Below are 22,530 nucleotides of genomic sequence, written 5' to 3' on the forward strand. Positions count from 1 at the left end.
GGATGGCGATTTCGACGACATCGGTGACATCCTCGGCATCGGCGGCATCGGTCGCGTCCCCGGCCGGCGGCGCCGGACGTCCCGCGCCCCTGCTGGAGGCCGAGGACGTCCGGATGACCTACCGCGGCCGGCGGCGCGAGGTCACCGCGCTCCGCGACCTGTCCCTGCGCGTCGGCGCGGGGGAGTTCGTCGCCGTGGTCGGCCGTTCCGGCTGCGGCAAGTCCACGCTGCTGCGGCTCCTCAGCGGGCTGCTCCCCGCGTCGGCGGGGGAGATCCGGGTGGCGGGGCAGCCGATCGACGGGCCGCCGCGGCAGGCCCGCTGCGTCTTCCAGGACTACGCGCAGTCCCTGCTGCCGTGGAAGACCGTGGCGGGCAACGTCCGGTTCGGCCTGCGGCACGCGTACGCGGCCCCGGCGGGGGACCACGACGCGCTGGTGGCGCACTACCTCGACCTGGTCGGTCTCGGTCACGCGGCCGACCGCTACCCCTGGGAGCTGTCCGGCGGAATGCAGCAGCGGGCGGCCATCGCCCGGGCGCTGGCCGCGGGGCCCCGGCTGCTGCTGATGGACGAGGCCTTCAGCGGCGTGGACGCGCTGAGCCGGGCCACGCTGCAGGACGTGATCCTGCGCGCCTGGGCCGAGGCCGGGGTGACCGTGCTGTTCGTCACCCACGACATCGACGAGGCCGTCTACCTTGCCGACCGGGTCGTGGTGCTGCACCCGGAGGGCCACGGCGTGCTCGCGGACGTGCGCACGGACCTGCCCCGCCCGCGCGAGCAGGTGACCACCCGGGAGCTGCCGGACTTCCTCCGGCACCGGCGCGACCTGCTGAACCTGGTGCTGGACTGAAAGGACGCGGCCGATGGCCACAGACTCCACCGTGACGACGCCCCGGCGGGCGGGCCGCCTGCCGCGCGCGCTGCGCAGCAGGTTCTTCGGCTGGCTCGTCTTCGCCGGCGTCCTGCTCGCCTGGCAGCGCTACGCCTCCACCCATCCGTCGCCCAGGTACGCCACCGTGACCGACGTCGCCGCCAAGTGGTGGAGCGAGATCCTCGGCGGGCCGCTGCCGGCCGCGATCCTGCAGACGCTGCGCACGATGCTGATCGGATACGCGATCGCCGCCGTCCTGGCGGTGGCCGTCGGTGTGCTCATGGCCCGCGTGCGGTTCGTCTACGTGCTGGTCGAACCCCCGCTCGAACTGCTGCGGCCGATGCCGATCTCGGCGGTGATCCCGCTGCTCATCCTCTATCTCGGCATCGACGACGCGATGAAGATCAGTGTGGTCGCGCTGGCCGCGTTCTTCCACATCCTGCTGAACGCGTACTCGGGGGCGGGCTCCACCCCGCGCACGATGATGGACACCGCCCGCACCTTCGGGCTGACCTGGCGGCAGACCATGGCCGAGGTCGTGATCCCGGCCGCCGCGCCGGCCATCTTCGTCGGCCTCCGTTCGGCCCTCGCCGCGTCGCTGGTCATCTCGGTGGTGGTCGGGATGATCGCCGGAAACGACGGGCTCGGCCACCTTCTGATGATCCAGCAGCAGAGCTTCCTGGTGACCGACCTGATCGTCGGCGCGGCGACGATCGCGATGCTCGGCTACCTCCTCAACTTCGCGTTCCTGTTCGTCGAGAGACGGATCCTGCACTGGCACTTCGGCGCCACCCGCGCCCAGGACTGAGATCCACGAGAAAGAAAGAAGACCAATGACGTCGACACTGACGAGCCCCGTCCGGGAGGACGGCTGGCTCACCGCCGGAGAGGTCGTGCTGACCGGCGCCGACGCGGCCGTGCGCGCCGACCTCATCAAGGCCGTGCACCTGCTGCACCAGCTGGGCGCGCTGCGGAACCCCTACTCGGCCAACGCCAGCGTCCGGCTCCCGGGCTCCCCGGGGCACCTGCTGATCAACGCCAAGGGGCTGCCCGCCGACATCTCCGAGCAGGATTTCGGCGTGGTGACGCTGGACGGCGACCTGGTCGCCGGGAGGCTCGGCCCCGGCGTGCGGCAGGTCCTCCAGATGCACACCCTGGCCTACGCCCGCCCCGGCGTGCACGCGGTCATCCACACGCACTCGCTCCACGCCACCGCGTTCGCCCTGGCACACCGGCCCATCCCGCCGAACTACGAGCCGCTGGTCAACCGCGGGCAGACGGTGGACATCCCCTGCGCGCCGTACCGCACGCGCAACAACGGAGACCTCGGCGCCTCGATCACCGCGCTCCTCGGACAGCACCCGGAGACCAAGGCCGTGCTGCTGGCCAACCACGGGCTGCTCGCCTTCGACGACGGCCCGCTGAGCACGGCGCGGCTGGTCGCCACGATCGAGGAGGCGGCGGCCCTGGAGATCCTCGCCGTCCCCCTGGGCGGCTCGAAGCCGATCGTCCAATGAGCCGGAGCACGACGAGCCGGAGCACGACGAGCCGGAGCACGATGAGCCGGAGCACGATGAGCCGGAGCACGACCGCAGGAGTGAACCCATGACCGAGCCCGGCTCCCTCCCGCCGCTCCCCGAGCGCCGCCTGGAGATCCTCTGGTACCTGATCGCGGGCGACGGCCGGTATCCCTGGGACCCGGCCTGGAGGCGGCGGGTCGACTTCGAGTACGTCCAGGCGTGGGCGAAGTCGATCGACGTCAACGGCTTCTACGGAGCGTTGCTGGCCACCCAGCCGACGAGCGGCATGGACCCCTGGATCACGGCGGCCTCGCTGGTCCCGACCACCCGGCGGATGAAGTTCGTGATCGCCGTCCACCCCTCGGTCTACACGCCGACGTCGCTGGTCAAGCTCGCGACCACGCTCGACCAGAACTCCGGCGGACGGGTCGTCCTGAACGTCGTCAGCGGCCACACCGGGCTGGAGGCCGCCGGGGTGCACCTCAAGCACGAGGAGCGCTACGAGCACACCGACGAGTTCCTCACCGTCTACCGGGCGCTGATGCGCGGGGAGCGGGTCGACTTCGACGGTAAGCACCTCAAGATCCGCGGAGCCGAGGCGGCGTTCCTGTCCCTCCAGCAGCCGTACCCGCCGCTGTGGTTCGGCGGCGCCTCGCCGATCGCCCGTGACGTCGCCGCCAAGCACGTCGACAACTACCTGACCTGGGGTGAGCCGCCCGCCGAGACCGCCGAACTGATCGCGGACGTCCGCGCCCGCGCGGCGAAGCACGGCCGGAGTCTCCGGTTCGGCATCCGGCTCAACCTCATCGTCCGGGACACCGACGAGGAGGCCTGGGCCGCCGCCCAGGACATGCTCGACCACCTGGACGACCACGTCGTCGCCCGGGTGCAGGCCGAGTCCGGGCGGCAGGAGTCGGTGGGGCAGGCCCGGCAGCTGTCGTTCCACAAGGGCGTCAAACCCCGCTTCGCCCAGGACCTGGAGGTCTATCCGAACGTCTGGTCCGGCTTCGGCCTGATCCGGGGCGGCCCCGGCCTGGCGCTGGTCGGCAGCCCCGAGTCGGTCGCCGCCCGGATCCGCGAATACCACGCCCTCGGGATCGACTCGTTCATCGTCTCGGGCAATCCGCTGCTGGAGGAGACCTACCGGTTCGGCGCCCAGGTCATGCCGTTGCTGCCGGTGACGCACGACGACCCCGGGCCGCTGCGGCCCGCCGGATACACCCGGCCGAACCCCGCCGGCTCGCCGCCGTCCGGGCCGTCTGCGTCCGGGCCGGCACCGTCCGGTTCGCCGCTGGTCGCCGCCGGCTGAGCCCGGAACCGTCCGTACGCGGCGCCGACGCGGCACCGCCCTCCTCGTCGCGAAGAACGAGGAGGGCGGGCTTCATGCGGTTTTTCGCCATCTCAACACCGGGCGGCTTTGCTGGCGATGAGCCGCGGGGTCGCGCCCGGCGAGGCGGGCGCTTGTGAGAAAGCCTCTCACGGCGTAATTCACCCTTCAGCGGCATCGAGGGCAAGAATTCGCCGCAATCGTCAAAAACAGCATTTCGTCATTCGAGGATTTCCGGGAACCCCGGCGTGGCGGAGCCGTTCTTCCGGGCAAATTTTCCTTGATGCCGTACGTGAAACCGAATGACCTCGCCTGCCGCGCGCCTACCTTTGGGGCATGCAGCGACAGCCATACGTGAAAAGGCCGCGGTCACGTCTCAGCTACCAGGTGGCCTACGCCTTGCGTCATCCCGGAAAGGTCTGGCCGCATCTGCGGCGGATGACCCGCGACGCGCGGCTGCGGCTGACGACCGCCGACCACGTCTCCTACTACCGGGAGGTGATGCGCGCCGACATCGCGGAGATGGACGCGGACGCCGCGATCGGCAGTCACGGCAGGGAAAGCTGGCTGCGGATCGGCAAACTGCAGTTCGACTACCTGGTCCGGCACGGGCTCACGCCGCGCGACCGCGTGCTCGACATCGGCTGTGGCAACCTGCGCCTGGGCTGGCGGCTGATCGACCACCTGGAGCCGGGCCACTACCACGGCATCGACATCTCGCCGGAGATCCTGCTGGCCGCCGCGGACACGGTCGCGCAGCGCGGGCTGCAGTCGCGGCTGCCGCACCTGACCCTGGTGAACGACCTCACCTTCGGCTTCCTCCCCGACGCGCACTTCACCGTGGTCCACGCGCACAGCGTCTTCTCCCACAGCCCGATCGAGGTCATCGACGAGTGCCTGCGGCACGTCGGGCGCGTCCTGCACCCCGACGGCTTCTTCGACTTCACCTTCGACCGTACGGAGAAGGCCGAGCACCATGTGCTGCGCGAGGACTTCTACTACCGCACCGAGACGCTGGTGCGGCTCGCCGAGCGGTACGGCCTGAAGGCCAGGTTCATGGACGACTGGGAGCGGTCCCGGCACCGGCAGTCCAAGCTGCGCGTCACCCACTGACAGGCCTACAGCGTCGAGCAGACGGTGCCGTTCAGGCGGAAGACCGTGGGGGAGGGGTAGGCCCCCTCGTTCGCGCCGACGAACCCGACGCCGACCGACCCGCCCGCGGGGATCGTCGCGTTCTGTTCACCGGGGACGACCCGTACGTCCTGACCCTCCGACGTCCACGTGCCGCCCGACCCGCTGCTGACGCGTTCCCCGGCCACCGGGAAGCGGAACGCCAGCGTCCAGCCGGACACGTCGGCCGCGCCGCGGTTGGTGACGGTGACCGTGGCGACGAAGCCCCGGCCCCAGCCCTGCGTCACCCGGTAACGGACCGCGCAGGCGCTGTCCGGAGGCGTGGGGGCGGTGAAGGTCACCGGGGCGGAGGGCCGCGACAGCCGTCCGGCCCGGTCCCGGGCCAGCACGTTGACCGTGTAGGCGGCGCCGGGCTCCAGACCGCGCAGCGTCAGCGAGGTGTCCCGGGTCGTGCCCAGCAGCGTGGTCTCCGTGCCCACCTGGCGGTACACCTCGTACCGGTCCGGCCGCGGTCCCCCGGCGGCGGGCCAGCTCACGGTGACGCCGTCAGCGGCGCCGCGCGCCGTCGGCGTGCCCGGGGCCGGCGCGGGCTTCGGGCCCTTCGCCGCGCTCAGCGTCATCGTCGTCACCGAGTACGGCGGCAGCGTCCGCGCGTACGGGCCGCCCTGCTCCGCCCGGACGATCGAGGTGGCCCCGCGCGTGAAGGCGTACGTCACTGGGGGCCGCCCCGAGGGGGTGAACCCGTCGTACCGGAGCCGCACGGGATAGGCGGTGGCCGGATCCTTGTTGACCAGCACGACGGACAGGTCGCCGTCGGCCCGCCTCACGGCGTGCACGGCCACCTTCGACTGGTCGGAGGCCGCCCTGATCAGGTCGTCGCCGGGACGGGCGGCGGTGCCGAGGATCTCGATGCCGTGGTAGGAGGGGAACGGCGTGTTGACGGGAGGTTCGCAGACGCCGTCGGCGCACTGGCCGAGCGACAGGAAGCCGATGTCCTGGAAGTCGGTCTCGCCGTCGATCGTGCTGATCTTCTCGACCGCGTTGTGGGTGTCGAACCAGTCCACGGTGAAGACGCCGTTCTCCAGCGCGGTCAGGTAGGCGTCGGTGGCGAACAGCCCGGCCGCGTGCGTGTTGCGCCCGATGTTGGAGGCGACCTCGGTCAGCGCGAGCGGCATGTCGCGGCCGCCCAGGGCGGCGACGTCGGCCCGCACCTGGGCCAGCATCTCGGCGAGCCCCGGCGGGGAGGCCAGCAGCTTGGCGACGTCGCCGGTCGTGTCCGGGATGCTCGTGCCCGGATACCAGTGCACGGTGAAGAAGTCGACCTCGGAGGCCAGGGCCGGGATGACCGTGTGGTTCCAGTTCGCCGAGTCGCCCGCGGCCACCACGCCGTCCGGCCAGCTTCCGGGGATGGTGAGCACCGCCCCGACCTTGACGGCGGGATCGACGGCCTTCATCGCGCGGACGAAATCGAGCGCGTTGCGGGCGTACGCCGCGGGGCTCTTGTCCTGGTGGTCGTCGGACTCCCAGGTGGCGCCGTAGTGGCCGTTGCCATAGATCTCGTTGCCGATCTCCCAGTACTTCACGCCGTACTTCTTGACGACGTTGGCGTACCGGACCCATCCGGCCGCCTCCTCCGGGGTCCCGGTGCCGTAGTTGGCGATCACCACGGGCTGGGCGCCGGCGGCCCTGACCGTGCGCATGAACGCGTCGAAGTCCGTGCCGGGCGCGACGGTCCCGCCCGGCGCCGTGTGGGTCTCCCAGTGATAGAGGTCGCCGTACGAGCCGCCCGGGTAGCGCACCGCGGCGATGCCCGCCCGCCGGTACAGCCGCGCCACCACCGGGTCGTTCATGTGCGCGTCCCAGATGGCGGCGTTGGCGCCGTACGCCGCCTCGTGGACGGCGCCGAGCCCGGCGTTCGCGTTGACCGTGACCGTGACGGTGCCGCCCCGCGCCGGTGGGGCGAGCGGCGGCGGAGAGCTCTGGGCGGGGGCCGCGGCGGCGAGCAGGGGCGCGGCCACGAGCGCGGCGAGCGGAACGGCCAGGGCTCTTCGCATGAAGTACTCCGGTACGGGGGGAGGGGTGCTTCCGGTGCCACCAGGCTCCGACGATCGCCCGCCGTGATCGTTTCGTCAAGCCCGGCGCCCGCCCGTCCGGCGTCGTCCCCGGGTGGGCGCCGATCAGCGCCGATCAGCGGTGGTCGGCCGCGATCGGCGCCGGTCACGGCCATGATTCGTTCAGCCCCGTCGTCAGCCCCGCTTGGCCGGGGCCGGTGGCGGTCACGGCCGTGATTCGTTCAGCCTCGCTCGGCGGCGGGTGCGGCGTCGCGCGGGCGGGACACCCTGGGCCCGCCCTCACCGCGCGCCCGCAGGGCGGCCGCCGCGACGGCCACTGCCGGCATGAGGATGACCGCCGCCGCGACGTTGACCGCCTGGAATCCGCCGGCGGCGAGGATCGGGCCCGCCAGAGCGGCCGCCACGGCCCCCGCGTAGCTCATGCCGGCGTCGGTGGCGCCCTGCAACGGAATCCGCAACCGGTCCGGTGCGGTGTTGGCCAGCAGGACCGACGCGGAGAGCATCGAGGCGGACCAGCCCAGGCCCAGCACGATGAGCGCGGTCGCGGTGAGCGCGCTGCCGGCCTGCAGGGCGGCGGCGGAGAAACCGAGGACCACGGACGCCGCGAGCATCGCCATCCCGGCGAGGGCGACCCGGACCGGGCCGAACCGGTCGGCCAGCCAGCCGAAGAGCGGGCTCAGCGCGTACATCCCGAGCACGTGCAGGGAGATCACCACGCCCACCAGTTGCAGCGACATGCCGTGGTGCTGCATGTGCAGCGGGGTCATGATCATCACCATCACCATCACCGCGTGCGCCACCGCGATCAGCACGACGCCGAGCCGGGCCACCGGATGCCGCAGGGCCCAGCCCAGCGCGGCGCGCGCCCCGCCCGGAGCCGCGCCGGGAGACGAGCCCGGGGATGTGCCGGGGGAGACGCCGTCCGCGCTCTCCGCGCCGGAGAACGTGTCGTTCAGCCCCGGAGACGCGCGATCCACGCCGGGGGACGTGCCGTCCGCGCCCCGATCACCCGCTGCGGCCCCGGCGCGACCGGCCGGGACGGGCGCGCGGGCCGCGCGCGGCAGGAACAGCACGGCCACGGCCGCCAGCGCGAAGGACAGGACCGCGAACAGGTACGGCCCGGTCAGCGCGGGCAGGCCCAGCAGGCGGCCGGTGCGCTCGCCCGGCTCGCTCAGGTTGGGCCCGGCCACCGAGCCGATGGTGGTCGCCCACATCACCAGCGACATCAGCCGGGCCCGGGTCGCCGCGGGCACGCCGTCCGCCGCGGCGTACCTGGTTTGCAGGTTGACCGCCTGGGCGACGCCGAAGAGGGCGAGCCCGGCCAGCAGGACGACGATCTGCGCGACCACCGCCGCGGTGATGATCAGCACGGCGCCGGTCATCGCCAGCGCGTATCCCACCCCGAGTGAGCGGCGCCGTCCGGACCGGGCGGCCAGGCCGGCCAGCGGGACCGCCGCGACCGCCGAGCCGAGCACGCTCGCGGCCTGGCCGAGCCCCGCGAACGCGGTGCCGCCCAGCCGTTCGACCAGCAGTCCCCCGACCGCGAACCCGCCCGCGACCCCGATGCCGCCGAGCAGGTTGCCGGTGACGAGGAGCCCGATCCTGCGCGTGTGGAACCTCGCCCCGCCCATCGGCGGCCCCCTTCTCCCGGCACCCGTCCACCGTCCGGCGGACCGGCACCGATCGTACGCACTCAGACCGACACAACCCGGGCACAGGCTGCGCCCTCGCTCCCCACCCCGGGCGCGGGCCGCCCTATCGGGAAATCGACCCCTGACGAATTGGCGCCGGTTCCCGGCAATTGCGGCGAGCGCGTTAAAAGGTGATGCCGGATCGGTCGCGGCCCTGACAGGGGGCCATCCGGGTCCTATCCTTGACGACGTCATTTACAGAACTTCTCGCGGATTGCGGGAGAAGACGTGCCCAAGACCACGTGTACGCCGCGAAGGGAGAAAGCGCGAAGCGAGATTTCGTGGGGAGAAGGGCTTCGTGATCGGGATGTCGAGTCTTTCATGGAGGTGATGCGGGCGCGCATCCGCGCCGACGCCGAGACGACAGGAGTGGATCTCCGGGCCCTGGAGATCCAGGTGAGGTTGCACCTGCCCCGGCTGAGCAGAACGGCGATCGTCGGATGGTCGCCGGACAAGGTCTACGAGGAGATCCGGCTGCAGGCCGTCGTACGGGCGGCGCAGGTGCGGCAGTCGGCGCAGGACGCGGCGCACCAGGCGCACGCCTCCGTCCTGCTGAACGTCGAGAAGGTGCGCCGTGATCTGAGCCTCTCGTTCACCGACGGCTACCGGACCCGGCTGCGCTTCGGGCAGGTCAGGCCCAGCGTCGGTCATCTCGTCCAGTCCCGCCTGCACTACCTGCACAGCGAGCGGGCCGACACCCTCCTCCAGTTCGGGCTGTTCCTGCCGGGCGCCACGATGCCGCTCACGTACGTGGCCTTCTCCCGGTGCGACCGGCAGTACGTCATGGACGCGCTGGCGGGGCACGGGCTGCGGGCAGAGCCCGGCCGGGTGCTGGTCCTGACGAGAATGCACGGACTGGCCGGGATCCCGGCCAACCTCATGAGCCTCACCGTCGCCCGCGCCGTCAGGGAGATCAGGCTCGCGGACGCCGGCGACTACGTCGTCACCGCCTACAACCCGATGCTCGGCTTCGACGGCGCCGCGTTCCTGGCGTCGGGGTTCACCCCCGTCGCGCTGTCGCCCGTGGCCTACAGGTACGACGAGACGGGGCTGTTCCAGACGCGGCGCATGCCGGGCGGATCGGTGCCGCAGCTGCTGGACACCCCGCGCAACGTCCTCATGATCCTCGGGGTCACCGCGACGGCGAAGCGGAACGTCCGGGCGCTCGACGGCGTGATCACGGTGCCGCGGCGCACCCACTCCGGCGGCGACCACGTGAGGCCCCGGCAGGCGGATCTCGCCTCGCCCGAGTGGCGGGCCCGGCTCCTCGGCTACCGGCGGATGCTGGAGGCCTGCTGGTCGGACCGGACGGTCCATCCGCGTTACCAGGAGGAGCGGGCGGGCGGCGGCGACCCGCGCGGGCAGTGCGGCGTGACCTCGGTCTGGCTCGCCCGCGAGCTGCGCGCCGGCCTGCTGCTCGAACCCGCGTACTGCTACGGCCGCCTGCGGGTCGGCCGGTGCGGCGACGAGGACGTGAGCCACCACTGCTGGGTCGAGATCGGCCCGTCCCACGACCCGGGGCGGCTCGTCGTCGACCTGACCGGCGACCAGTCGAGGAGCGTGCCGGAGCCGATCGTCCTCGGTGAGCACCGGTCACTGGCCGATCAGGGCCTGCGGTACGAGCCCACGACACGGCTCGGCCTCGACGAACTGCCGAAGGATCGGGTGTGGCCACGGTTCCTCGCGCTCGACGACCACCTGCTCGACGGCCGATCGGAGGCCCGGCGATGAGGGCGCCGGGTCTCCTCCGGACGAGGGCGGCCGGCCCGCCGGACGCCCGCCCCTCGGTGCTCCTGCTCTCGTCCGACCTGCGGCGCAGGTACGCCGAGGACGTCCTGACGGCGCTGGCCCTGCCCCGAGGGGCGGTGATCCAGTTCCGCTACAAGGCCGGCTACGTCGCGCGGGCCCTCCAGCGGGCGGTCGCGGACCGCTCGGTCGTCGGGCGGCGGTGCCTGCTCGGCTTCGTGGCCGACGCCCACTCCCCGGCGCCCGAAAGTCCGGCGCCCCCAGCCCCGGCGTCACAGTCGCCGCCGCCGTTCGTCGTACCGGTGCGCCTCGCGAGGGTCGTCGCGGCCGTGCGGGTCGCCGACATGTTCGTGTTCCGCCTCCGGGTGGACGACTACGCGAACCTGGACGACTTCCCCCTGACCGAGGCGGAGATCAGGGCGAGGGGCGCGTCGTTCGTCGCCGGGCTGGAGGCGGTCAACGGCGCCCGCTTCTACCCGGCCACCGCCCGGTTCCCCGACCCGCTCCCGCCGTCGCGGACCCGCGACGACGACCCGCACCTGTGGCTCGGCGTGGCCCGGCGGCTGGCGCAGCATCCCACCTTCAGGTCCTCCTACTTCGTACGGGTGGAGGAGCCCGTGCTGGGCGACGACAGGAAGGCCGGGCTCGACGCGGCGGGCCGGCTGAGCCTCAGCGACAGCGACTCGGTGAAGGTGCGGGTCACCTTCTACGCGGACGGCTACTGCGAGCCGGTGCGGCAACTCGCCTGCGCGACCGACGGCACCTACCTCAAGATCTCCTCCGACTGGTCGTACGACCTGTCGCTCCGCTACGACACGGTGGAGTTCTGGCTCCAGCCCGAGGCGCTCGCCTTCGACGCGCTCGCGCGGGTGACGATCAGACTGGCGGCCGAGGGACCGGCGGAGCAGGCGCCGGGCTCACTGACGACGAAGGTGGGCTTTCCCGTGGTCGTGCACCGGTCGCGGTCGCGGCTCTTCCTCCGGGTGTCCGCGAACGCGGCCGGCGCCTTCCTCGTCGCCCTGCCCGCCGTGCTCGGGCCGTCGTTCCCGTTGCACCTGCGGATGCTGTCCGCCGTCACCGGGGCGGTCCTGCTCGCCCTGGCGACCATCGTCATCTCCCGCGGCGGGAGGTGACGGCTCCTGAGGTGCGGCCCCGCCGGAGAAGAGGTGAGGCCGCCGGGCGAACTCCCGGCACAGCTCCTCGAAGAGAGGCAGCAGTGCCGGGCAGCTCGCCGCGATCTTCCGCCGGGCCGTGATCTCGGTGCGCCGGTACGCCGCCCAGGTCGGCCGCAGCGGGTGATGGTCGGCGAGGAGCACGTTGGCGTGGGGGAGCAGCTTGTCCAGCGCGTAGACGAACCTGCTCTCCGCGTCGCGCTGCGCCCGGTAGCCGTCGAGGTCCTCGACGAGCCAGGGGAACGTCCCGCCGAAGTCGCGGGCGATGATCTCCCGCGCCTCCTCCTCGCGTACGGCCTTCTTCTCCCGCTCCGCCGGGTCGGCGTACACGGAGACGTCCCCCGCGTGGACCTCCGGCAGGTCGTGGACCAGCGCGTACCTGGCGATCCTGCCGAGGTCCAGCGCCGGGTCGACCAGCGGCGCGAGGCAGACGGCGGCCAGGCCCAGGGCGAAGGAGTGCTCCGCGTCGTTCTCGTGCCGCGTGACGTGCTGCGGCACGACGGAGGACCGCTCGATCAGGTAGGGCGGGAAGACCAGCTCACGCATGACGGCCAGCAACGCCGGCGCGTCGGCGGAGCCGGCGTGGCCGGGCGGAACCGGCGTGCCCGGCGTGCCTGAGGTGCCTGTGCCGTTCGCGTCGTCCCTCGCCATCGGGCCGCCCTCGCGTCGTCCGCCCGTACCGGGCCGCCGCACCCCGCGCGGGCCGTACGGGGCCGCCCCTGAGGGCCGTCCCCACCCGCGTCCTCGCGCCTGGCCTTCCGATCAGGGTAACCGACCGTGCGGGGCCCCTCACATGTTGATCATGTGGCCGGCCAGGCCGTGGATCGCCTCCTTCACCGCCTCGCCGAGGGTGGGATGGGCGTGGACGTTGCGCGCCACCTCGTGCACCGTGAGGTCCCACTGCTGGGCCAGCGTCAGCTCCGGCAGCAGCTCGGTGACGTCGGGCCCGATGAGGTGGGCGCCGAGGATCTCGCCGTACTTCGCGTCGCTGAGCACCTTCACGAACCCGGCCGGGTCGGCGAGGCCGTGGGCCTTGCCGTTCGCCGTGAAGGGGAACTTGACCACCTTCACGTCGAAGCCCTGCTCGCGCGCCTGCGCCTCGGTGTGACCGAAGCTCGCGATCTGCGGCTGGCAGTAGGTCGCGCGGGGGATCATCACGTAGTCGAGCTCCATGGTCTCCGCGCCGGCGATCGTCTCGGCGGCCACGATCCCCATCGACTCGGCGGCGTGCGCGAGCATGAGCTTGGCCGTGACGTCGCCGATGGCGAAGATGTGCGGGACGCTGGTGCGGCACCTGCCGTCCACGGCGATCGCGCCGCGCTCGGTGAGCCGTACGCCCGTGTTCTCCAGGCCGTATCCCTCGACGCGCGGCTGGAAGCCGATGGCCTGCAGGACCTTGTCGGCCTCCAGCACGGACGTCTCGCCGTTCCGGGAGACCGTCACCCGCACCTTCGCGCCGCTGTCGTCGATCGACTCGACCCGGGTGGAGGTCAGCACCTCGATGCCGAGCCGCCGGTAGCGCCGCGTGAGCTCGGCGGACACCTCCTGGTCCTCCAGCGGGACCATCCGGTCGAGGAACTCGACGATCGTCACCTTGACGCCGTAGTTGTGCAGCACGTACGCGAACTCGACGCCGATCGCCCCGGCGCCCGCGATGACGACACTCTCCGGCAGGTTCTCGCTGAGGATCTGCTCCTCGTACGTCACCACGCGCTCGGACAGGGACGTCCCGGGCAGCAGGCGGGTCGTCGCCCCGGCCGCGATGATGCAGTGGCCGAACGTCACGGTCCGCACGGAGCCGTCCGCGCCGCGCACCTCCATGGCGTTCGGGCCGGTGAAGGAGCCCCGGCCGTCGTACTCGGCGATGCCGTTCTTCTTCATCAGGTAGTGGACGCCCTTGACGCGGCCGTCCGCGACCTGGCGGCTGCGCCGGAACGCGGCGCCGTAGTCGAGGGAGATCCGGCCGTCCACCTGGATGCCGAACGTCTTGGTCTCGTTCGTGAGGAGGTGCGCGAGCTCGGCGTTGCGCAGCAGCGCCTTGGAGGGGATGCACCCGACGTTGAGGCAGACTCCACCCCAGTAACGCTCCTCGACGACCGCCGTGCTGAGCCCGAGCTGGGCCGCGCGGACCGCCGCCGTGTATCCGCCGGGCCCCGCGCCGAGGACCACCACATCGTAATGATCGGTCATGCACCGGACCCTACGCCGCCGCCTTCTTCCGCGTTCCCCGGGGCCGGATGGACGGGCCAGCCCGGGGTAGAGGCCGGTTACGCGCCAGACAGGGAGGAATGACCGACCATGAGCGAATTCGAGCGTTCCCGCAGGATGCCTGCCCCGGCCGACCAGGTCTTCCGGCAGGCGAGCGACGTCGGCGGCCTCGATCTGTGGATGCCGCGCGAGCTGCATGTGCGCGAGGAGGAGCCGCCCGCGGTCACCGTCCACGAGGACCAGACAGGGGAGGACGAGCGCGCGCTGCTGCGGGCCGAGCAGGACCAGTTGCGCATGGAGTGGGGCACCCGGGACGTCGACCGGTACGCCGGCTGGCTGCAGGTCGCCGGCATCGACGACGACAGCAGCGACGTCACGGTCCACCTGTCCTTCTTCGACGAGGGGTACACGCCGCCCGCGGAGGCGGTCGAGCGGGCCCTCGACGAGAGCCTCGAACGCCTCGCCGAACAGGTGCGCGGCCAGGCCGCCTGACCCGCGGAACCCGTCAGGGGCGGTTCGCGGAGCCGCGCGCAGGCGTACGGCGCGGCTCGCCGGAGCCTCCGCACCTCCGTGTCTACTCGCCGCCGGTGCCGTCCGCGCCCGGCCCGGCGGCCGGGTTCCCCGCCCGGGCGGCGTCGTCACGATCGGTGCCAGGCTGAGCGCTGCCGGCCGGGGCGCTGCCGGCCGGGGCGCTGCCGGCCGGGGCACTGTCGGCCGGGGCGCCGTCGGCGGGGACGGTCTCGGCAGGGGCGGTGGGCCGGGGCAGGGGAAGGGCGAACGCCGAGGCCCGGGCCCCGGCCAGGCCGAGGACCTGCCTTATCCACGCCTCCAGACCTGTAGCGTCCGGCGAGCTCATCCCGGCCTCGGACGGCTCGACGGCGGGCGGTCGCGTGTCCTCGGCCATGTGGATGCTCCTTTTCTTCAGCGGCGTCGGCGACGGAGTGCCCCTCGCGAGGGACGTCGTCGGCGAGGGGCGTCATCGGCATGACCCCGGTCGCCGGCCTGCCGGGCGTGCCCACGGGCCGCCGCGGGTTCAGCTTCGCACCGCCCGGGGCGGGCGCCCGTGCACCTCCTCGTGATCGTTCCGCGTGTCGGCGCGCCCCCGGCGACCCGCCGGTGGACGCGGCGCGGCCGTACGGCTTCGTGTCGTCTTCCCGGGACGCGGCGGTTCATCCGCGGACGTCCGTCCTCCGCCCCGAACGGGCGGGAGATCGGTGAGGCGGAACCCACGGAACGGCAAAGGCCTGTCCCCGATCTTGGCGTCCGACGGCGGGGGCCCCGGCGCCGCGTGTGTCCTTGGAGCCGACTCGCCCACTTCCGAGGAGGCCGAACATGAGGAAACTGCTGTATGCCGGCGCGGTCGCGCTCAGCCTGCTGGCCGCCGGATGCGGCGGTGCCGGCGACAACGAGGCGAACCGTGTCGCCAACGACCAGGTCAACGAGCCGACCCCGGGGGAGCCCTCCGAGTATCCTTCGGGGACGGTCGCGCCGAGCACCGGAGTCCCGGCGACGCCGACCTCTCCCGTCCAGGCCACCCCGACCGGTCCCGCGCGTCTCGACGCGGCGTCCACCTCGCTCGGCACCGTGCTGGCCGGTGTGGACGGCCGGACGGTCTACCTTTTCACCAAGGACAAGGGCGGCGTCTCCGCCTGCACGCAGGCCTGCGCCGCGGCCTGGCCGCCGGTGCTCACCGCGGGCACGCCCCAGCCCGGCTCGGGGGTGCGCGCGGACCTGCTGGGGACGATCAAGCGGCCGGACGGCGGCACCCAGGTGACCTACAACAAGCACCCGCTGTACTACTACGCCAAGGACCGGAAGGCCGGGGACGTGACCGGCCAGAACGTCCGCGACTTCGGTGGAGAGTGGTACGCCGTCACGGCCGAGGGGAAGAGGGCCAAGCATTAGTCCTGAAGCGCGGCCATGCTGTGCAGCAGCCGGGCGAGCAGGGCCGACAACTGCTCGCGCTCGTCCGGCGACAGCAGAGCCAGGAGCGACTCCAGCCCCCGCACGTGGTCCTCGACGCTGCGCTTGAGCAGATCCCGGCCCGCGTCGGTGAGCCGTACGCGGACGCCCCGGCCGTCCTCCGGATCGGGCAGGCGGGACAGCAGCCCCGCCGCCTGGAGGCGGTCGAGGCGGTTGGTGGTCGCGGCGGGGGAGAGCAGGAGCGCCCCGGCGAGCGCGCCCGCCGACATCTCCTCCCCGCCCCGGTAGAGCGTGGCCAGCACGTCGAACTCCCCGCGGTTGAGCCCGTGCGCCCTCAGGGTCGCCGCGATGGCCCCGTTGGCCAGGGTGTCGGCCCTGGTCAGCCGTCCGAAAAGGGCCATGGGCCGGGGGTCGAGGTCCGGCCTGCGCGCGACCCACTGGTCCACCATCTGCCGTACGGGGAAGTCTGGATCCCTCACTCATCTATTTTGACATCAAAAGACATCTGTGCAACTCTTTCGACGTCGAAATACTTTGAGGAGGGGTTCGCATGTCCGCCCAATCGGAGAAGGCACAGGCTGAGAACAACGCCGGGGTCGTCAGGGACTTCTACGACGCGCTGGGCAGGGGAGACCTGGAGGCCGCCGGGGCGTTCCTGACCGACGACTCGGTGCTCCACGTCCCCGGGAAGAGCGCGAACACCGGCGACTACGCCGGGCGGGAGGCCGTCATCGGTTTCGTGATCAAGGCCGCCACGCTCAGCCAGGGGACGCTCAAGCTGCACGTCCACCGCGTCCTGGCCGACGACGAGGCGGCCGTCGCGCTCGCGACGTACACCGCGACGCGGCCGGACCGCGAGGTGCCGCTGGAGAACAACCTCGCGCACGTCATCACCATGCGCGACGGCAGGATCGCCGAGTCGTGGCTGCACAGCCGCGACCAGTACGAGGTCGACGCATTCTGGGGCGAATGACCCCGTTTCCCCATCCGTTCCCGATCGGTTCCCGATCCGCCTTCCCCCGCAGGAGGGCGGATTTTTCGTGTCCTCTCCAGCCCTGTCGGCCAACCCTGAGGATCACCTGGATTCAACTGCTCACAGCCCACTAGGCTTAGGGGTAATCCGCCCTGTGTCCGCGGCCGCTTGATCATTTGAGAGTGGGCTCGCGATGGCATCGGACGCGTCGTCGGTACTGGAGAACGTCCTCACCGGCATGGCCGGTCTGTTCGGCGTGGACGGCGCGGCGTTGATGCTCCTCGACACACAGGACCGCCTCCGCGCGATCGGTGCGACGGACGACGACGGGGTCCTGCTGGAGTCCGCCCAGGAGCACGTGGGCGACGGCCCGGCCATCGCGAGCGCCGCGAGCGGCGGTCTCGTCGCGATCCAGGATCTGCACGCCGATCGCCCCCTGGGGTTCCCGCATGTGGCCGTCCACGCACTCCCGGTCCGGGCCGTCCTCTCCGTACCGCTCATCGAGGGCGGGGAACTCATCGGGGTCCTGGACTTCTACGCCCGAGCGGGGCACGTCTGGGACCGCACAGAGGTGGAAGCCGGTTACCGCCTCGGTGAGCTGATGGTCATCGTTCTGCAGGTCCTGGCAGAGAACAGGACTGATCGCGCCCCTTCCGGGCAGTTGTGATGGCCGAATCGCCACCTCTCCCACAGCCCCGGCGGTGCGAGGTGAGGTTCACGAGAGGATACGGAATGACCCATATCGATCCTGAGGCTCTTGTCGCCAGCCTACGACGTCTGCAGAAGGACAGGTCGGCGACCGGGATCGTGCACCACCTTGAGCGCATCGTCCAAGTGGTCGATCGGCTTTTCGGGTACTCCGGCGCCGGCCTGATGTTCGCCGAGGAGGATCGCACCCTGCGTTACCTCTTCGCGACGGACGAGCGCGGCCGCAGCCTTGAACGGGCCCAGGCGGTGACAAGCCAGGGCCCGTGCGTGGCGGCGTACGTGGGGGACACCGCGGTGACGACGGTCGACGTGCGGGCGGACCGGCGGTGGCCGGCTTTGCGTGACCTGTTGCACCCCGAGGTGCGCGGCGTGGCGGGGGTGCCGATCCGGCTCGGCGGTGTGCCCGTGGGCACCCTGAACGTCTACCAGGACGCGCCGCACGAGTGGCAGGAGACCGACACCCAGGCCCTCCACGCGTACGCGCACGTGATCGAGCAGGTCCTGCTCGCGTCCATGGAGGCGGACGAGAAGGCCGTGCTCGCCGACCAGCTCCAGTACGCCCTGGACTATCGGGTGGTGATCGAGCGGGCCATCGGCTATCTCATGGGCAAGCACGACCTGACGGCCTCACAGGCGTTCACGGGACTGCGCAAGCAGGCCAGGGACAGCAGGCGGAAGGTATCCGAGCTCGCGGCGGAGCTGCTGGGCGAGCAGGGCCCGAGGAATGTTGCGAATCCAGACCACGTCGTCTGAGGCGGGCCTCGGGCTCATCCTGAGCGGCGACCTCGACGTGTCGGGGGAGCCGGAGTTCCGCGCGTGCCTGGGCCAGGTGCTCGGGACCCACCGGCCCGGGCACGTCGAGATCGACCTGTCCGGGGTCGGCTTCCTCGACTGCGCGGGCGCCCGGAGCCTGGTGTGGGCCGACGAGCGCGTGCGGAGCTGGGGCGGCAGCGTGACCTTCCACCACCCCGGCAGAAGTCCGCTGCGCCTGCTGCGGCTGCTGGGCTTCGACGCCGTGCTGTCCATCCGGGTGGCGAGGCGGGTGCCGCTCGTCCAGCCGACCGCCCAGGGCCGCCCGCGGCTCAACTGACCCGCCGGAACCGGGAGGTGCGGGCCGGACGCCCGGCCCCCGGACGATAGTCTGACCGTGATGTATCGACTCGTGTTCACGCAGGTCCTGAGCCGCCTCGACGCCGAGGCCGCCCACCATCTCACGATCAGGCTGCTCCGCCTGCTCGGGATGTTCCCGCCCCTCACGCGGCTGCTGCACCGGCTGCTCGCGCCGCGGGCGGAGTCGCTGCGCGTCCAGGCGTTCGGCGTCCACTTCCCCTCGCCGTTCGGCCTCGCCGCCGGGTTCGACAAGGACGCCCGCTGCGTCGAGCCGCTCTCGGCGATCGGCTTCGGCCACGTCGAGGTCGGCACGATCACCGCGCACGCCCAGCCGGGCAACCCGCGCCCGCGGCTGTTCCGGCTGCCCGAGAGCCGCGCGGTCATCAACCGGATGGGCTTCAACAACACGGGAGCGGCGGCCGCCGCCACCCGGCTGCGCCGGGTGCGCCACCTCCCGGCGGTGGTCGGCGTGAACATCGGCAAGACCAAGGTGGTGCCCGAGTCGGAGGCCGTGCGGGACTACGTCGACAGCGCCCGCAGGCTGGCGCCGCTCGCCGACTACCTGGTCGTCAACGTCAGCTCGCCCAACACCCCCGGCCTGCGCGACCTCCAGGCGGTGGACCGCCTGAGGCCGCTGCTCTCGGCGGTGAAGGAGGCGGCCGGGCGCACCCCGCTGCTCGTGAAGATCGCGCCGGACCTCGCCGACGAGGACGTGGACGCGGTGGCCGAGCTCGCCGCCGATCTCGGTCTCGCCGGGATCATCGCGACCAACACCACGATCAGCCGTACGGGTGTCTCCAGCACCGAGACCGGAGGGCTGTCCGGGCGGCCGCTCAAGACCCGGTCGCTCGAAGTGCTGCGCCGCCTGCACCAGAAGGCCGGCGACCGGCTCACGCTCGTCTCCGTCGGCGGCGTGGAGGACGTCGACGACGTGTGGGAACGGCTGCTCGCCGGGGCCACCCTCGTCCAGGGATACACCGGCCTGATCTACGAGGGCCCGCTGTGGCCGTCCCGGATCAACCGGCAGCTCGCCCGCCGGCTGCGGCGGCACGGATACCGCTCGGTCCGCGACGTGATCGGCCGCACCGCCTGAACCCCGTTTTCCCGGATATGGAGACCGCATGAGCGTGAAGACCTACACCGTCGAAGGCATGACCTGCGGCCACTGCGTCAGCTCGGTGAAGGAGGAGGTCGGGGAGATCCCCGGCGTCACCGGCGTCGAGGTCGATCTCGGCAGCGGCCGCCTGGAGGTCTCCGGCGACGTCACCGACGACGCCGTACGCGAGGCCGTGAAGGAGGCCGGTTACACCCTGGTGTGACCCGGCTGGTCTTCGTGGGCGGATGGGCCGAACGCGATCTTTTCCGGGGAAAAGTGCGAGATCATGCATGGGCGACGTCTCGCAGCCCGCCCCGACGAGAACTGGTAAGCGTGACACCCCCATGAGCGCCATCTACGACCAGGCCGACGGCGAGAGGATCGCCGTGGCCGACAGCGGTGATCTCGTGAGCATCGTCAACCGCTCCGGGAGGATCGTCGTCGCCAAGAAGGACGTCCGCAGGCTCGCGGAGCGGATCCTCGCCGCCGCGGGCCGGATGGCCGTCGTCCTGTTCCCGCCCGCCCTGCGGAAGGACACCCTCTCGGTCGCCGCACGGTCCGGCGGCTGGACGGTCCGCGTCTCGCCGAAGAACGGCGCCCGCGTCCTCGCCGAGATCGACCCCCAGGGGCTCGGGCCGGACGACGCCTACGAGTTCGCCGCCGCCCTCGCGGTGGCCGCCCACCACATCGGCGACGCCGCCCACGCCGACCTGAGCCTGACCACCAGGATCCGGGAGGTCATCGAGGCCCACAAGGACCTCGACACCGAGAAGATCGCCGCCGCCGTCGTGGCCGAGGTCCTCGACGGCACCTGACCGGTCCCGCCCTGCCTCAGGGCCCGGCGCTCACCGGGGAACTGCCACGGAAGTTCCTCGGTCATCCGACCGGCTTCTCCCCGCCGGGCGCCGACAGGACCCGCCACATGCGCGCCGCCGACGGGCCGCTCCGGCATGGTGTCGTCGTGGCGGAGCCGGCCGGCCGGCTCGCCGGGCATCTCGGGTTCGACCCGACCGGGGGCGTCGGCTTGGCCGACTGGCTGGCCATCTCCACCCAGGCATTAGCGGAGGTCACAGCGGGCGCGGTCTTCCACGACGGGCTGGGCCTGCTCGGGCCGGTCCGCGAGCGCCTCGCCTGGTATCCCGACGATGTCTGGCGTTACATCCTGGCCTGCCAGCGGCCACGACCTGGCGGGAGCGCGAGCGCCACCTCGCCGCCTACAAGGCCGTCGGGGCCCTGCACAACGACCTGGGCCTCACGGTGGACCGGGGGATTCACATGCTGGGGCGGGTGGAGTCGGCGGAGAGGCTCAGCTCGTGCAGGTGGCGCATGACCTCCTGGACGGTGACGACTCCCGGACGGTGCCGCCGTCGGCCGGCGCCGCCGCGCTGCCAGGGCCGGGGCCCCGAGAGCGGGCGATACTCGACGCCGATCGCGTCCAGCCGCCCGAGGTGCCTGCCGAGACGGCGGGCGAAGTCCTCGGACGCGGCCGGGCCGCCGGTCCACGCGACCTCCGCGGCGGCGCAGCCCCGGGGCCAGGCGCGGTAGTCGAGTGCGCGGCCGTCCGGGATGTGCTCGCTCCACAGCTGGAACTGCGTTCCGATCACCCGGGCCCGTTCCTCCGAGGACCATGACGCGGGCGCCGGTTCGAACGCCGCCACGTCGGCCACCGTGATCGCGTCGCCCAGGCCGGCCGGTTCCTGGGGTGAGGCGGCCTCGGCGTAGTCGAAGTACATCGGGAAGACCGGCGTCGCCACCACGTCGTGCCCCGCCGCGGCGGCCCGCCGGGCCACGTGCTCGCCGCGCCACGGCATCACGATCGTGTCCGGTCTGAGCCCGCCGCTGACGAACGCCTCGTCCCACACCACCGCACGGCTGCCGCGCTCGGCCAGCGCGTCGGCCAGCCGCCGCAGGAACCACGCGTGCAGGTCGCCGACGCTCTCCAGCCCCAGCGACGCGCGGTACGCCGAGATCTCGGCGGAGGCGGCCCAGTCGTCCAGCACGCACTCGTCCCCGCCGATGTGGAAGTACGGCGCCTCGCCCAGGGCGCCGGCGATCTCGCCGAAGACGGTGAGCAGGAAGTCGACGGTCGCCGGAAGCGGGGAGAGGATCACCGGCGAGATGCCCCACCGGTCGAGCACCCGGTGACGCTCGCCCGGCCGCGACGCGAGCGCGGGATAGGCGGCCAGCACGGCCGAGGCGTGGCCCGGAACGTCGATCTCCGGCACGACGACGACCGCCCGCGCGCGGGCGTAGGCCGCGATCTCCGCCAGGTCGGCGAGCGTGTAGTGACCGCCGTGCGGGACGTCGTCGAAGGCGAGGTCCTCCCCGCGATGACTGACGACCGTGCGGGGACGGTGCGAGCCCACCTCGTGCAGCAGCGGGAACGCCCTGCTCTCCACCCGCCAGCCCTGGTCGTCGGCCAGGTGCAGATGGAGGCGGTTCAGCTTGTGCGACGCCATCAGGTCGATCATCCGCAGCACCTCCCGCTTGGGCAGGAAGCTGCGGGCCACGTCGAGGTGCGCGCCGCGCCAGGCGAAGGCGGGCGCGTCCTCCACCCGGCCACAGGGGATGGTCCAGCTCGTCCCGGGCGGGAGCGCCGACCGGAACGCCTCGTCCGGCAGCGCCTGCCGCAGCGTCTGCGCCGCGTAGAAGGCGCCCGCCCGGCCCCCGGCCTCGATGCGCACACCGTCCCCGGCGATCGTGAGCACGTAGGCCTCAGGCCCGAGCCGGAGGTCCTCCTCCACCCGCAGGGCCGCCGTGGCGGCGTCGCCGGGCCGAGGGTCGAGCACGCCGAGCGCGAGCCGTACGGTGTCGCGAAGGGAGGCCGGCCCCGACACGACGGCCCCGACGGCGATCTCCGTCGATCCGGCGCCCGTCTCGATCAGCCTCGGCAGGGGAAGCAGGTCGTCCATGCCGCGATGATGCCAAACGCCACCGACAGGCGCGGCGACGCCTCCACAGGCCGCCCGGAGCCGCCCCAGATG

General features: G+C 72.4%; 23 protein-coding genes. 16 read left to right on the forward strand and 7 right to left on the reverse strand.

Annotation, left to right across the window (positions count from 1 at the left end; all coding sequences use genetic code 11):
• Positions 1–2: 2 nt before the first annotated feature.
• From F5972_RS25485 to F5972_RS25505, 5 genes are all read left to right on the forward strand, one after another.
• Positions 3–848 carry an ABC transporter ATP-binding protein gene (locus F5972_RS25485; RefSeq protein WP_225311851.1) on the forward strand — a complete coding sequence of 282 codons (846 nt, stop codon included), beginning with the start codon at positions 3–5 and terminating at the stop codon, positions 846–848.
• A 13-nt stretch (positions 849–861) separates the two neighbouring features.
• A complete protein-coding gene (locus tag F5972_RS25490; protein ID WP_111699222.1) occupies positions 862–1,677 on the forward strand; it encodes an ABC transporter permease in 816 nt (271 codons plus the stop codon).
• Positions 1,678–1,702: 25 nt separating this feature from the next.
• Positions 1,703–2,386 (forward strand): class II aldolase/adducin family protein, encoded by a 684-nt coding sequence (locus F5972_RS25495; protein WP_150936597.1) that lies wholly within the window; start codon positions 1,703–1,705, stop codon positions 2,384–2,386.
• A gap of 88 nt (positions 2,387–2,474) precedes the next feature.
• Entirely contained in the window at positions 2,475–3,698 is a 1,224-nt protein-coding gene (locus F5972_RS25500; RefSeq protein ID WP_150936599.1) for an LLM class flavin-dependent oxidoreductase, read from the forward strand.
• A 354-nt stretch (positions 3,699–4,052) separates the two neighbouring features.
• Positions 4,053–4,829, forward strand: coding sequence for a class I SAM-dependent methyltransferase (locus F5972_RS25505; protein WP_150936601.1), 777 nt, complete (start codon positions 4,053–4,055; stop codon positions 4,827–4,829).
• Between the two features lie 5 nt (positions 4,830–4,834).
• On the opposite strand, the gene F5972_RS25510 is transcribed toward F5972_RS25505, so the two are convergent.
• Complete coding sequence (locus tag F5972_RS25510) at positions 4,835–6,901, reverse strand: cellulose binding domain-containing protein (RefSeq protein ID WP_150936602.1); 2,067 nt, start codon at positions 6,899–6,901, stop codon at positions 4,835–4,837.
• Between the two features lie 239 nt (positions 6,902–7,140).
• Positions 7,141–8,550: an MFS transporter gene (locus tag F5972_RS25515; RefSeq protein ID WP_150936605.1), complete on the reverse strand. Its 1,410-nt coding sequence runs from the start codon at positions 8,548–8,550 to the stop codon at positions 7,141–7,143.
• A gap of 390 nt (positions 8,551–8,940) precedes the next feature.
• On the opposite strand from F5972_RS25515, the gene F5972_RS25520 reads away from it, so the two are divergent.
• A complete protein-coding gene (locus F5972_RS25520) occupies positions 8,941–10,341 on the forward strand; it encodes a hypothetical protein (protein WP_150936607.1) in 1,401 nt (466 codons plus the stop codon).
• Positions 10,342–11,273: 932 nt separating this feature from the next.
• On the opposite strand, the gene F5972_RS25525 is transcribed toward F5972_RS25520, so the two are convergent.
• Both F5972_RS25525 and lpdA read right to left on the reverse strand, forming a co-directional pair.
• Positions 11,274–12,179, reverse strand: coding sequence for an HD domain-containing protein (locus tag F5972_RS25525; protein ID WP_150936609.1), 906 nt, complete (start codon positions 12,177–12,179; stop codon positions 11,274–11,276).
• Positions 12,180–12,317: 138 nt separating this feature from the next.
• Positions 12,318–13,718, reverse strand: a complete 1,401-nt coding sequence (lpdA, locus tag F5972_RS25530; RefSeq protein WP_150936611.1) for a dihydrolipoyl dehydrogenase — start codon at positions 13,716–13,718, stop codon at positions 12,318–12,320.
• A gap of 108 nt (positions 13,719–13,826) precedes the next feature.
• Between lpdA and F5972_RS25535 the strand changes: the two genes are divergently transcribed.
• Positions 13,827–14,228: an SRPBCC family protein gene (locus tag F5972_RS25535; RefSeq protein ID WP_150936613.1), complete on the forward strand. Its 402-nt coding sequence runs from the start codon at positions 13,827–13,829 to the stop codon at positions 14,226–14,228.
• An 82-nt stretch (positions 14,229–14,310) separates the two neighbouring features.
• Here the strand turns inward: F5972_RS25535 and F5972_RS25540 are convergent, their stop codons facing one another.
• Positions 14,311–14,640, reverse strand: coding sequence for a hypothetical protein (locus tag F5972_RS25540; RefSeq protein WP_150936615.1), 330 nt, complete (start codon positions 14,638–14,640; stop codon positions 14,311–14,313).
• Between the two features lie 428 nt (positions 14,641–15,068).
• On the opposite strand from F5972_RS25540, the gene F5972_RS25545 reads away from it, so the two are divergent.
• Complete coding sequence (locus F5972_RS25545; protein ID WP_150936617.1) at positions 15,069–15,641, forward strand: COG4315 family predicted lipoprotein; 573 nt, start codon at positions 15,069–15,071, stop codon at positions 15,639–15,641.
• On the opposite strand, the gene F5972_RS25550 is transcribed toward F5972_RS25545, so the two are convergent.
• Positions 15,638–16,138 (reverse strand): MarR family winged helix-turn-helix transcriptional regulator, encoded by a 501-nt coding sequence (locus F5972_RS25550; protein WP_225311852.1) that lies wholly within the window; start codon positions 16,136–16,138, stop codon positions 15,638–15,640. The genes F5972_RS25545 and F5972_RS25550 overlap by 4 nt on opposite strands.
• Before the next feature lie 71 nt (positions 16,139–16,209).
• Here F5972_RS25550 and F5972_RS25555 point away from each other — a divergent pair, with 71 nt between their 5' ends.
• The 8 genes from F5972_RS25555 (at position 16,210) to F5972_RS25590 (ending at position 20,876) form a co-directional block, all read left to right on the forward strand.
• Positions 16,210–16,632 (forward strand): nuclear transport factor 2 family protein, encoded by a 423-nt coding sequence (locus F5972_RS25555; protein ID WP_150936619.1) that lies wholly within the window; start codon positions 16,210–16,212, stop codon positions 16,630–16,632.
• 193 nt (positions 16,633–16,825) lie between these two features.
• Positions 16,826–17,299 carry a GAF domain-containing protein gene (locus tag F5972_RS25560; RefSeq protein ID WP_150936621.1) on the forward strand — a complete coding sequence of 158 codons (474 nt, stop codon included), beginning with the start codon at positions 16,826–16,828 and terminating at the stop codon, positions 17,297–17,299.
• 65 nt (positions 17,300–17,364) lie between these two features.
• Entirely contained in the window at positions 17,365–18,093 is a 729-nt protein-coding gene (locus F5972_RS25565; protein WP_165900800.1) for a GAF and ANTAR domain-containing protein, read from the forward strand.
• Complete coding sequence (locus F5972_RS25570; protein WP_150936625.1) at positions 18,065–18,430, forward strand: STAS domain-containing protein; 366 nt, start codon at positions 18,065–18,067, stop codon at positions 18,428–18,430. The genes F5972_RS25565 and F5972_RS25570 overlap by 29 nt, the downstream gene beginning before the upstream one ends.
• A gap of 60 nt (positions 18,431–18,490) precedes the next feature.
• Positions 18,491–19,543, forward strand: a complete 1,053-nt coding sequence (locus tag F5972_RS25575; RefSeq protein ID WP_150936627.1) for a quinone-dependent dihydroorotate dehydrogenase — start codon at positions 18,491–18,493, stop codon at positions 19,541–19,543.
• Between the two features lie 28 nt (positions 19,544–19,571).
• Positions 19,572–19,769 (forward strand): heavy-metal-associated domain-containing protein, encoded by a 198-nt coding sequence (locus tag F5972_RS25580; RefSeq protein ID WP_117408511.1) that lies wholly within the window; start codon positions 19,572–19,574, stop codon positions 19,767–19,769.
• 121 nt (positions 19,770–19,890) lie between these two features.
• The gene (locus F5972_RS25585; protein WP_150936630.1) at positions 19,891–20,361 is read left to right on the forward strand and encodes a hypothetical protein; all 471 of its coding nucleotides are present in this window, start codon (positions 19,891–19,893) and stop codon (positions 20,359–20,361) included.
• A gap of 107 nt (positions 20,362–20,468) precedes the next feature.
• A complete protein-coding gene (locus F5972_RS25590; RefSeq protein ID WP_150936632.1) occupies positions 20,469–20,876 on the forward strand; it encodes a DUF4037 domain-containing protein in 408 nt (135 codons plus the stop codon).
• Here F5972_RS25590 and F5972_RS25595 read toward each other — a convergent pair.
• The gene (locus F5972_RS25595) at positions 20,818–22,458 is read right to left on the reverse strand and encodes a beta-N-acetylhexosaminidase (RefSeq protein WP_150936634.1); all 1,641 of its coding nucleotides are present in this window, start codon (positions 22,456–22,458) and stop codon (positions 20,818–20,820) included. The genes F5972_RS25590 and F5972_RS25595 overlap by 59 nt on opposite strands.
• Between the last annotated feature and the right edge of the window lie 72 nt (positions 22,459–22,530).

This window comes from Microbispora cellulosiformans (genome assembly GCF_008728085.1).
GTDB lineage: Bacteria > Actinomycetota > Actinomycetes > Streptosporangiales > Streptosporangiaceae > Microbispora > Microbispora amethystogenes.